Source organism: Caballeronia calidae, from assembly GCF_900044055.2.
Lineage (GTDB): Bacteria > Pseudomonadota > Gammaproteobacteria > Burkholderiales > Burkholderiaceae > Caballeronia > Caballeronia calidae.
The window spans coordinates 57,714-69,742 of record NZ_FCOX02000041.1; the positions used below are offsets into that span (position 1 = coordinate 57,714).

Here is a 12,029-nt window from a genome sequence, read left to right on the forward strand (position 1 = left end):
CACTATCGGTCGCTTAACGCGGTACTCGAAAAGCTCTGGCCCGACTCGTTTGAAGAGCACGACGTCCGTCGCGTGTTGCTGCGCGTAGGTTTCGGTAACCAACCCTGTTTCTGCTGCAAGCGACATCGAGAGCGAGCCGTCGAACGACGACCGAAAGCTGATGTTTGACAAAATGCAGTAGCCAATTGAAATAATCGCAATCGGCTTCGCAACGACACCTACGTACGTGCGTAAGCTTCCTCGCCGTGGCCGTTTAGAAAAAAGTGCTACGACGTGCATCGCAAACGGCTCCTTAAGGGTTTACGTGCAACGCATCTTAGCCACTTCCAGCACAGGCGACAACCAAAAAGATGTACGCAAAATGGTAGATATCTTGCGCCGTCGGACCGTGCGTGCATTCATGTCGTGGACAAGCGATGCACTATTGGTGAAAGGCTTTTATGAGTGAACAGAGTCGCCACTTCTCTTGCATTGAAAGTGGCGTTTGGCGAGCAGAGGTTCGTTCTTACCGGAGGTGCTGCAAAATTCTCTTCCTGCAGGGCAAAATTTCTTCATTAAACTCGAGCGAGCGCCTAGCATTAAGTAATTATGAACTGATGAGTCTAGTTGCCGAGCCATGAACCAGCCCACGGTGAAGAGAGACCCAGAAGGCACGCGCCGAAGAATTCTGGAGGCAGCCAAGGAGCAGTTCAGTAGTCTTGGCCTCGCTGGAGCGCGCGTCGATGCCATTGCCTCAACAGCAGGCACGAATGAGCGAATGCTGTATTACTATTTCGAGAGTAAAGAGGGGCTCTACGTAGCGGTCCTCGAGGCGATGTACGGGGACTTTGCGAATCGAGAGAGCGACCTCAATCTTTCGGGACTGCCGCCCTCCGAGGCGGTGCGTACGCTTGCGGCGTCTATCTGGACGTACCTAAGAGACCATCCGCGGTGGTTGAACCTCATCAATAACGAAAATCTGCATGAGGGCCGATACCTTGCACGCTCGGCCAAACTGCGCGACATCGTCTCCCCGGTGGTGGACGTTTTGCGCGCAACGCTTGCTCGTGGAGCAGCTTCCGGAGAGTTTCGCGAAGATGTAGACGCAGTGGATTTTTACGTGACGCTGATTGGCATGGGCTTCTACGTCGCGTCCAACCGCTTCACGGTCGCGGCATTCACAGGGCGAAACTACTCCGAGGAGCAAAGCCACAAGTCCATCTCGGCGATGCACCTCGAAATGCTGCTTTCATATCTGCGGCCAAGGGCATGAGCATCGGCCCTGTCATAAGCAGCTCGCGGCTAAAGTCCCTTCCTCCTTTCGCTCCTGCCGACCGACGGCGTTTGGCCCTTTGTGACCACGCCCGCCGTCGGTCGGTCACCATGGTCAGTTGTCTCTTGCTCGGTCGAACGCCGCGCGATTCGCCGTCACAAATTGCTCGACAGTCTGCGTCGCCTGTCCGGTAATCTGCTCGATAACGGTATCCGTTCCCTCGAACACACCATTCTGATAGTCGACAGCGACCTCGATGAAGTGCTGAATCGTGAAGTCGGGCAGTTCGTAGTGGCTCAGATGCTCGCGATACCCGTCGAGGGTCGTCGGGTTGTAGACGATTTTCCGCCCGAGCACATCGCTCATGACGCCGGCAATTTCAGACTGCGACATCTGAGTCGGACCGCACAGCTCGTATGATTTCCCGATGTGACCAGCGGGATTCGAAAGCACCTCGGCGATGAAGCGCGCCTGGTCTTCAGCGGTGATTGGCGCGTGCTTGCCTTCACCGAATGGCAGCGTAATTTCTCCGTTGCGCACAATCGTGTCGCGGACCCAAGGAAATACGAGCCACTCGGAAAAGAACGTTGGCCTGACGTGTACGGTCGGGACACCGGACCAGTCGAGCACGCGCTCCGCAATCCAATGGTCTCGCGCGGCGTGGCTTTTGGCGTTTTCTCGCGCGGAAATCTGAGACATGTTCACGACCACGTCGAGCCCCGCACGACGAGCGGCATCGGCAAAGTAAGCGGTCGCTTGAATAAATCCTGGACGCACAGGGAAACACAGGTATGCGGCGTCAGTGCCTTCTGCCGCCCGCACGGCGTCGTCATGCGAAAGCAAGTCGCCAGTAACGACCTCTGCACCGGCGCGACGAAGTGCATCACTGCGGTCATCTTCCTGGCGGACAAGGGCGCGGACTGCATGGCCGCTGTCGACGAGGTTTCGAACGACATGAACACCGGTCTTTCCGGCCGCCGCTGTTACCAAAATCTTGCGTTGTTTCATCATGCTTCTCCTTACTCTTCGAAGGTCAAGTTCAGACGCTTTTCCGTTGCCGTCCGCTAGCCAACGACGCGCAACATGTGTGTATATGCACTTTTGTGCGCGTGCAGGCTTACAAGTCCCAACGTCCACATCGGCGTCATCGGCAGCGGGGTTAACAGGATTATAGTTATAATCCTGACGTCGAGAGCATAGCCGGTCGCAAGTCACAATTGTCGAAGGTGCATCAATGGCGACCCGACAGAGAACCATCGCTGAACGAGATGTAAGGGGACGATATGGGGCACTCGCAAGCCGAAAAACTAGAGACGCATCAGCGAATCGTCGATATCGCGGCGAAGCGGTTCCGCGAACGGGGTATTGATGGAGTCAGCATCGCTGACGTGATGAGAGAGGCTGGTCTTACAGTCGGCGGCTTCTACAAGCATTTTTCCTCACGAGACGAACTTGTCGTGGAGGCGTTGAGGCACGCATTGAAAGACATCGAGTCTTGGGAGTCGGCCATTCCCGTCGCGGCCTCCCAGGCGATGCACTCCTACTTGTCCGAATCGCACAGGGACAATCTGGTCACGGGATGTCCCATATCGGCGCTGGTCAATGACGTGGGACGGAGCACTGGTGGCGCGAGGGAGGTCGTTTCAATGGAGGTGAGCAAGATTGTTGGCTTGATTTCGCAAGCTTCACCCGCTCACGAGACTGCTTCGAAGCGCAGCGATGCGATTCTTGTATTGAGCGCGTGTGTTGGGGCGGTCGCATTGTCGCGAGCTGTCTCAGACCGAGCGCTTTCGAGGGAAATTCTCGGCGGAGCGCTGACGGGGATTCTCGGCAAATTGTCGTCGAATCGACCGGCCGACGAGTAACGGCGTGCAAAGCGCGTATCGGCAAAGCCAACCCTTTATACAATAGGCCTTCATGCCGACTATCCATCGTGCAGGTGGATGGATGCGCCCAGTATGGCGCGGCCCGGTCGCAGCATCTACACATGACCATTCGCGGACTCGTGAACACATGGCTAGCAAATCTCATCTCGGCAACGTTTTGACATTGGACGAGGTGCAGTCTCTTGCGGACGTGAAGACATTCGCTCGCGGGAAAGCGTACTTCCATGACGGAGCCGTATCTCGACTCGACGAGCGTGGAGGGGTTTTGCACGCAAGCGTCAACGGCACTAGCCGTTACAGCGTCGAACTCGGCGTCGGGCGCGGCGACGAACTCGCGTACGAGTGCGATTGCCCGGTCGGACAAACAGGCACTTTCTGCAAACACTTGGTCGCCGTTGCGCTCTCCTGGCTCGAGAACTCTGGCACCGAGGTTTTTCATCCAGACGATTCTGAGCCTGCGAAGCTCAGAAAAAAGCGCAAGACGTCTGAAGAACTTATCAGCGAGTACGTGGCGACGTTGAGCGACGACGCTATGCGCGAACTGCTGCTTGATGCCGTTGAACGCGACATAGTGTTGCGCGACCAACTGCTTTTTGCGGCGCGAGCAGCCAACGCTAACGACTTGCCGAGCATGAAAGCGGCCGTGAGGGATGCGACGAGAATCGGCCGGCCACTCGATTGGCGTGAGTCTGGTGCATACGGCGACGGACTATTCTCGCTCGCCGACGCGCTTCGCCAACGGCTCCAAGGTCCAGCAGCTTCTCAAGTAGTTGAGCTCGCCGAGTTGGGCATCGCGGGTGCCGAGAAAAGTCTCGAGCAGATTGACGACTCCAACGGCGATGTGATGCCAGGCATCCTCGAACTGGCAGCAGTTCATCTCGAAGCGTGCAAGCAGACATCTCCGGACCCGGTAAAGCTCGCGGACCGCTTGTTCCGATATCAATCTGAGGGAGCGTGGGACACGTTTTACGACGTATTGCCCAAGTACGCCGGGCCGTTGGGCGAACGAGGAATGCTGCGCTATCGAGCGCTTGTGGAAGGGGCCTGGCGCCAGTTGCCCAGTCTTTCGCCGAAAGATGGTTTGCGCCGGTCGTTTGATGGCAATCGAACTCGGCTCGAACATGCAGCTATTAAGCTTGCCGAGTTCGACGGCGACGTCGACGAACAGATTTCAATTCGACAGAAGGACCTCTCGGCACCGTATCGATATCTGCTGATTGCAGAGATTTGCGCCCAGAACGGACGATACGATGACGGCCTTGACTGGGCTCGGCAAGGACTCGCCGCCTTCAAAGAGCCGGACCGACGTCTGCTTGACTTCTGCGTCACAGAATATTTGCGGCGCAGTGACTCGGTCGAAGCGAATTTGTACGCCTGGGTGCGCTTCGAGCAGCGACTAGATGCAGAGGGATTCGCGGCCCTGATGGAGGTAGCGCGAGCCACGCACAGCATCGACCAAGCGCGCGAGCGAGCGTTCGCGCTTCTTTGGGCGCTTGTAAAGAAGGAGGAGGCTTCGGCTGCCGTGAATAAGTCGGCCTGGTACCACCCGAGGTCGCGCACGGCTATAGTCGAAATCCACCTCGCATTGAAGGAGCACGACAAGGCGTGGGAAGCTTTCGCCGGCGGACCGGTCGCCACCAATTTGTGGGCAACCATGGCGTCAGTCCGAGCGAAGACCCATCCGCGGGACGCCATCGCTCTCTATCACCGCTTGCTCCCAATTGCCGCGGAGCAGGGCACGCGAAAGGCTCGTTACGATGAGGCGTTCAGCATCGTGCGCAAGATACAGAGTCTGAGAAGAGAACTCCACGAGCAGACTGAGTTTGCGAAGGAACTCGATGTAATTCGAGACGCGTATGGCGCCAAGAGAAATTTCATGAAGTTGCTCGCTACTTTGTCGTGACGCAAGGCGATAAGGCGATGGTATGCGGCAACTCCTTCATTGCTTTCCGCTAGTTACTACCGTTCCATGAGTGCCCGCAAATCGTTTTTTGGCGTGATTAGAGTATTGCTCTAGGCCCCGACCGCGCAAAACCTACTGCTCCTATGGCATATTGCGTTCATTGTGACCGCGATAAGGGGAAGTCATGGCTACGCTTGAGAGCATTGAGGCGAAGATTGCGAAGTTGCAGTCGCAAGCTGACGCAATTACCAAAAAGCAGTCGACGAAAGTCATTGCCGAGATTCATGCTCTGATGTCAGAGCACGGGATAACGATAGATGACCTTGGCTCCGGCTCTGTTGGCAAGAAAGCTGGCACCAAAATGACCGGCAAGTCATCTTCGGACAAAACAGCGTCGAATGCGAAGTTTCGTGACCCGAAGTCTGGAGCCACATGGAGCGGTCACGGCCGCGCGCCTGGATGGATTGCGAGTGCAAAGAATCGCGACCGCTTTTTGATTGATGGCAGCTTGACGAGCACCGACGGGGCCACCAAGAACGCTGCGAAACCGGGCAATTACGTTCGTGGTCCCCAGCCTGCGCTTTACCGTGACCCCAAGTCAGGGGCGACATGGAGTGGTCGTGGCAGAGCTCCGTCATGGATAGCGAGTGCGAAAACTCGCGACAGGTTTCTAATCGATGGCAGTGCAACGACTACGCCTACTGCCGACAAAACTTCGGCGAAGCCTGCCGGCAACTACCCGCGCGGACCTCAGCCTGCGAAATATCGCGACTCGAAGTCAGGGGCGACATGGAGCGGTCGTGGGAAAGCGCCGGCTTGGCTTGCGGGAGTCAGAGACAGGACGAAGTTTCTGATTAACGGTGCTGCGGAAACAGCTGCTGATGGCAAGGAAAGTGCACCCAAGGCGGTGACGGCAAAGAAAGCAGCGCCGAAGAAGCCAACGGCGACGGTATCAGCAAAGAAGGGCGCAGCGAAGAAGGCATCGACGACGTCCGCGAAGACTGCTGCAGGCAAGAGCGCTACTACGAAGAAATCGGCTCCCGCGGCGAAGAAGGGACCGCAGACTGGGAGCAGGAAAGCTGTAACCAAGAAGGTTGCAGCGAAGAAGTCCGGTGGAGAAGCGGCCGCAGAAAAGGCGGTGGATTCGACGGCCTTGCTTTCTGCGAGCGGGAGCGATGTAGGCGCTGATAGTTCTGCTGCTTGGAAAGCGGTTGGCGAATAGTCTATCAAGGGCGGCCCGCAAAGAGATAGTGGGCTCTCGCCGCTTGCCTGGAGTAATCCGGAAGCCTGCCACTGTACATCTTCGGAATCGGACATAGAGGCGGGTTTTTTGGCACGTCTGCTTCAGCTTGGCGGCGACGCGACGGCGCCCACTAGCGCGCATCGACCTCAGGTTTCGACGAAGACTACGGACCGAGTCAAAGCGAGACGCGTCCCAGCGGCCATCGTCAAACCTGTTCCCCCGAACCTAGGGCTGCTTGCCAGCGTCGTCTTCCGGCCTTTTTGATGCATACCCCTTGCGCAGCATCGCCGGCCACCTGGTTTCTCCCCGACATCTGTCGGCGCGCAGTTCTTCTCCTTATTCCGGTCCATAGTAAAGATTTACTATGGCCGGTTCTTTGCGAATGTCGGAAGCTTTCTCCATGTGCGCAACAGACTCGGACCACGGACGGCCAGCCGATTCTGAAGAACGCCCTCCACATAAATGGGTAGTCGGGCGGCGAAGCTCACCGAGCAGATGAGAAGCGAAGAGGCCGCGAGAGACCATGTTTGCGTGATGGTAGCCTGCGCGACGCATCGTTTTTAGCGCGCACCCGGATGCAACGCGCGAGAGGAGCTGGAAAATGCCGACCGTGAAATTCCTGGAAGAAGCGGAACACTTTTTCCATTCCGGAAAATGCAATTCCGCAATGCACTTGTTAGCATCCGGTTTTGCAAGTGTCCGCAAAGAAATTTCAAACGCCGATTGGAAGCAGTTCGTCTGTGATGCCAGGCAGCATAACGCTGTCAAGACGACTCGACTTTGCCCATTTATTAACCATGCCGTGTCGAGGCCTTTCGGATATCCCGGTGACGCGACATTGATAGACCATATCTACGGTTACGCGAAGCCGGTCTTGACGGGTTTGCCGCGGTCTCTCTACGCATGCATGACAGGTGCTTCTGCACCGCGTTCCGTGCGATTCAGACGTCACGTCTTAGCCCACTACATTGACAAAGTCCTCCACGAAAGAGAAGGCGATTCAAGCGTTCTTTCCTTGGGCTGTGGGCACTTGAGAGAACTCGACCTAAGCCGAGTTCTTACGCAAGTCAGGCCGCATCGTTTTTTGGCACTGGACCAGGACGCAAATAGCCTTGCAGAGGTTGAGCGCTGCTTCGCCACGTTGGGAATAACTGCAGAAAGGCGAAACATTAAAGACATCGTTGCTGGCCGACTCAACTATGAAGGCCTCGACCTTATTTATGCCGCGGGCCTCTACGATTATCTGATGCCAGAAGCGGCTCATAGCCTAACCTTGCGGCTGTTCAACATGCTCGCACCAGGAGGAACACTCTTTATAGCAAACTTTCTTTCGAACATCCCCGATGCTGGTTTCATGGAGGCTGCCATGGATTGGTGGCTGATATACCGAGACGAGAACGAGATGCGCGCGTTGTTGTCAGGTATTGAAGAGTCGGACATCGCTTCAATGCAGCAGTACCGGGACCCTGATAACAATATAACGTTTCTCGAGGTGCACAGAACATGACGGTTAATCTATGTCCCTGTCGGCAACTCGTGTGGAATCGGGGGGCGTTGTGTGCGGTTCATGACGAGAATTCGAGCGAGGGCCCCGCGGCGGGGCGGCTCTCCTGAGAGAATTCCAAGCCCCCGATTGTTTCGGCAACGAGCGCCGGAACTGCCGCGCGTCCTGCTAACTAACGGCGTGTGCGAGGAGTCAAGCCCCTTCGTAGAACACGCGGATATAGGTCGAAGACTCGCCAATTCTCACAGCGCCTATTTGGAACCGGAGGTTGGTGCGTTGGCACGGCCGCTGCCCGATGGATTGCCTGTCGTGCTTGGCCAGTTTCCGCCGGGAAAACCCGTAGACGGTCTGCCGTTCCCGGTCGAAGAACCCTGCGAGCGTCCACCACTTCCTCCGCCTGATTTACTCCCTGGAGTGGCTCCTCTTCCGCCACCGCTACCGCTACCCCTACCGGACTCGCCACCGCCACCGCCACCGCCACCCTTGCTCATGACTTTCCCCCGTGAGGAGCCGGCACAGCGCCGACATCCGTAGTATGAACCGGAATTTGCGCGCGGCCCTGACCAGCTATGGCTTGCGAGGCTGTCAACTCGCGTTCAAACGCGCTGCCCGCCGCCCACCGTGTGCATCTGGCTTCTCCTCAGGGCGTGAGCGCGACCGGGTATTTCCGAGAGGCTGGGGGTTTCGCCGATGTGTGCGCAAACTCACATGACAACTTTCTGTTTATTTGATGTAATTTAGAGGCAAGCTTGCGTCCCATACAGCCGTCCAGGTGGCACCTTGACCACAAGAATCGCCTTAAGAAACGCGATGGAGGTCCTACAGCATCTTGGGGACGCGACGCCGCCATGGGATGCATTTCTTCAGACTTCAAAAGAGTTCATTGGGGCAGAGGGCGCCTCGTTGGTGATGTTCGACGGGAAGCTGAATCTCAACGAGATGCGCCAGACAGGCCATGACAGCGCGACCGAGCGTGAGTATGTCGACCATTTCTATCAATACGATGCATTCGCCCAGGCCACCCGAGGCAGTCCTGCGGGTAAGTGGTGGGACAGCGTCGAACTCTCGAGCACTCCAGAAGCGCGGAAGTTGCCGTTTTACGCTGACTTTATGCCACGGCACAAACTCGGCCAAGTCGTCGCACTTATTCTTCTGACAGAGCCGGGACGGCACATAGTCGTGAGCTTCCAGCGTATGAATGCCCGCGCGAATGCCGTGGAGGAATTCTCAAACGGAAATGCGCGGATATTTACGGAGGCCTTGCTCCGAGCGGTGAAGACGCGCGTGGATGCCGCTGCCGTCCGATTGAGCGCAGTCGAGTCTGCGCTCTCAAGCATCAACGAGGTCGTGTTTCTCGTGAATAAAAACGGGAATTTGGTCCGCTGCTCACCTGCTGCGTATGAGTTTCTGGAAGATGCCAAGATGCTCTCCGCGACGCGTCGCGAGGTGATGCATGAGCAACCAAACGTCATGCGCGGCATGTTGCAGGCGCTCTCGATGGCCCTCGCTACATCCCGTCCTCGCCAATACTGTGTACCGCTTTCGTGGGGCTTGGGTATCCGTTTCGATATTACCGCAGCGCCCGACAATCTCAGGTTGGCAGACGAGTCACTGCTTATGGTGCGTGCTCGCAAGACCTCGGCCTTTGACGTGCCGGAGGCAGCTGAGTTGGCAACGTTCTTTGGCTTGACGGTCGCTGAGTCTCGCGTGCTCCTCCAGCTTGTCGAAGGACATTCACCCAAAGACATAGCGGTCTCGAACGCCGTCGCGGAGCGGACTGTTCGCAACCAAATCGCCTCTCTCATGACGAAGATGTCCTGTACACGAATGTCTGAACTGGTTCGCTTGGGCTCCCTTCTGCGATGACCTCGCCGAACGTCGGCGGTCATCGTTTCCGACGACCACACGGGCGGGGCGAGCAGACGGCCCTTACGGTTGAGGCTTGAGCAACATCAGGCCGCGATTCGAGAGAGCCACAATCGAACCGTTTTCGGAGACGGAGAGGGCTGTTATCAATTTCAGTCCAGCCGGAGCCCCCGGGATTCGCGTGTTGAGGTCAGTCATCTCGCCCGCATTCCAGACGAAGGCCCGGAGTTCGCCGTTCGTGGCTTGAGCTGTACCCACAACCTGGCCTGAATTGTTCACTGCCACTGCCGACGATGCGCGGCCACCCAACGTCCCGATATCCTTCAACCCTGTAGCGGCGGTCCAAGAGAAGGCGTGCAAATCACCGGACGAAAGTTGCGCGGACCCCACCGCTTGGCCGGCATCGTTGATGGCGACGGCCGCAGAGGCTTTTCCACCCAGCGTGCCGACGTCGACCATTCCTGAACCGGGCGTCCACGCAAACCCGTGGACTTGACCATTCTTTAACTGGCTTACGCCGACAATCTGACCCTGTGTGTTCATCGCCGCAGCGGCGGAGGAAGTACCGCCGAGCGTGCCCACATCGACCATGCCCTCGGACGCCGTCCACGTGAACGCGTGCGTTTGCTCATTTCGGGTGTCCGATGTTCCAGCCACGCGTCCGGCTGAATTGACCGCGACCGCAGAGCTTTCCTGTCCTCCTAGCGTGCCCAGGTCAGACATCGCTCCTGATGCCCACACGAAAGCGTGCCGTTGACCGTTCTTCGTTGCCGAACTACCAACTACCTGTCCCGACGAATTCACCGATACGGCCTCGGAGGAAGTACCTCCGAGCGTGCCGAGGTCAATCATGCCGTTCGAGGCGGTCCAGCTAAACGCGTGAATCTGATTGCGGGTATTCTGTGCGGCGCCCACGACCTGCCCGGTCGAACTCACAGCATTGGCAATGGAATAGGGTCCGCCCAGGGTGCCGATATCCTGAACCGAACTTCCGAGATACGTGAACGCATGGATGGCGAACTTGGATGTGGTTCCAAAGCCCGCTACTTGGCCGGTAGCATTTATGCCTTGTGGGGTTGTGCCGCCGACGGCTCCGCCAAGGTTCAGGTCCGTGACGCTGTAGTTCGTTGGTCCGCTATCGAAGCTGAAATCGTCAACGTAGAACGAGGCACCGCCGTCATGTATCTCGGCCCTAGCTATCGGAGCGTTCGCCGACGTGACCTTCAGAAGTTGATTGCCCACGTCCGCTTGGGTTTGGGTGAACCCGAGAAGGTTGTTCGCAGCGTCGTAAGCGTAAATCCCGACGCCCGCTGGACCGGTAATGTACGCCGACACTGTCCTGACTCCGGAGACGCTGAATGTCATCGTCATGAGGCCACTCGGTGCATACGCGATATTGGGTGCAGACTTCGGGAGGATAAGATAGATATTGGCGTTGACGGCGGTCGCACCGCTGACGGTGACGCCTTTCCCTTGATACTGCGTTGTCACGTTCTGTTCAGCGGAGATGTCGTCGAACGTGAGGGTCGTCGTCGCTCCCCGTGCGGTAGGCGCTGCTGCCAGAGCAAACGCACACGTGGCGAAGAGGGCTGACGCTTTCATGCGTGGCCAGACGGCGACCAGCGGCGAACAGACTCCGGAAACCTGGCGCGCTTTCCGACGATGCCCTACCTTCGCGCTGAGGTTCTTCATCTTGGCGCTCCTGTGCGCAGATTTACTACCGACAGGCTATTGGCTTCAAGGGATTGTCGCCATAGTACAGTTTGACTACGGCGATTCGAAGGACCTGATTCCCACGGACGGCCCTGGGTTCACGCGTGGCCGAAATTGAGCTTTGGCATGGCCATCCTTTGGCGCGCAGTCCTTTTAGACGTCGCAGTCTTCGAGGTGGGATTCATTTTCGGCACGCAATATAAGCGTTCGAATTGTTGCTAATCGTCGGAGTATCAAATCCAGTAATGAGAGGTTGGTGGTCTTTGTAGCAGGACGCGATAAACGTGGTTCCTGCGTTGGCAGTGCCTTGAAGATGATAGTCCTGACCAGCCGAGACTTCAGTTAAGGCTCTATCGTACGTAAATCCAGATGGCGACCAGTCGTGTGCGACGCCACGACACTGGTAGTTGTAGTCACCGACAGACACCGTACACCACGACACGAGGATTGGGACATTGCACGTGTTCGTTACAATCGTCGTGCCAGTGCCAGCAGAGTGACCGAGTCGGACACATTGCTTTGCAATCTGTGTGTTGTCAATCAAGCTGTTTGTCTGGCCAGGATTCGAGTTTGTGCCCGATGCGCCGTAAGCCGTCCATCTTTGACGTCTGGCGGTGATCGACTGGAGCGAGGAGCATAGGTGTCCACCAATTTCGAGGTGG

At 57.1% G+C, this 12,029-nt stretch carries 8 protein-coding genes; 6 read left to right on the top strand and 2 right to left on the bottom strand.

The window, feature by feature from the left end:
• Positions 1–616: 616 nt before the first annotated feature.
• The gene (locus AWB78_RS29130; protein WP_062609802.1) at positions 617–1,252 is read left to right on the top strand and encodes a TetR/AcrR family transcriptional regulator; all 636 of its coding nucleotides are present in this window, start codon (positions 617–619) and stop codon (positions 1,250–1,252) included.
• Positions 1,253–1,366: 114 nt separating this feature from the next.
• Here the strand turns inward: AWB78_RS29130 and AWB78_RS29135 are convergent, their stop codons facing one another.
• Positions 1,367–2,260 carry an NmrA family NAD(P)-binding protein gene (locus AWB78_RS29135; RefSeq protein WP_062609837.1) on the bottom strand — a complete coding sequence of 298 codons (894 nt, stop codon included), beginning with the start codon at positions 2,258–2,260 and terminating at the stop codon, positions 1,367–1,369.
• A gap of 275 nt (positions 2,261–2,535) precedes the next feature.
• On the opposite strand from AWB78_RS29135, the gene AWB78_RS29140 reads away from it, so the two are divergent.
• The 5 genes from AWB78_RS29140 (at position 2,536) to AWB78_RS29160 (ending at position 9,654) form a co-directional block, all read left to right on the top strand.
• Positions 2,536–3,117 (top strand): TetR/AcrR family transcriptional regulator, encoded by a 582-nt coding sequence (locus AWB78_RS29140; protein WP_062609804.1) that lies wholly within the window; start codon positions 2,536–2,538, stop codon positions 3,115–3,117.
• Positions 3,118–3,265: 148 nt separating this feature from the next.
• Positions 3,266–5,041, top strand: coding sequence for an SWIM zinc finger family protein (locus AWB78_RS29145; RefSeq protein WP_062609806.1), 1,776 nt, complete (start codon positions 3,266–3,268; stop codon positions 5,039–5,041).
• 184 nt (positions 5,042–5,225) lie between these two features.
• On the top strand, positions 5,226–6,263 hold the full coding sequence (locus tag AWB78_RS49400; protein WP_063959039.1) for an H-NS family nucleoid-associated regulatory protein: 1,038 nt from the start codon (positions 5,226–5,228) through the stop codon (positions 6,261–6,263).
• 622 nt (positions 6,264–6,885) lie between these two features.
• Positions 6,886–7,791 (top strand): class I SAM-dependent methyltransferase, encoded by a 906-nt coding sequence (locus AWB78_RS46815; protein ID WP_157697656.1) that lies wholly within the window; start codon positions 6,886–6,888, stop codon positions 7,789–7,791.
• 777 nt (positions 7,792–8,568) lie between these two features.
• Complete coding sequence (locus AWB78_RS29160) at positions 8,569–9,654, top strand: helix-turn-helix transcriptional regulator (protein ID WP_157697657.1); 1,086 nt, start codon at positions 8,569–8,571, stop codon at positions 9,652–9,654.
• Positions 9,655–9,717: 63 nt separating this feature from the next.
• Here AWB78_RS29160 and AWB78_RS29165 read toward each other — a convergent pair whose 3' ends face one another.
• A complete protein-coding gene (locus AWB78_RS29165; RefSeq protein WP_082883456.1) occupies positions 9,718–11,346 on the bottom strand; it encodes a hypothetical protein in 1,629 nt (542 codons plus the stop codon).
• Between the last annotated feature and the right edge of the window lie 683 nt (positions 11,347–12,029).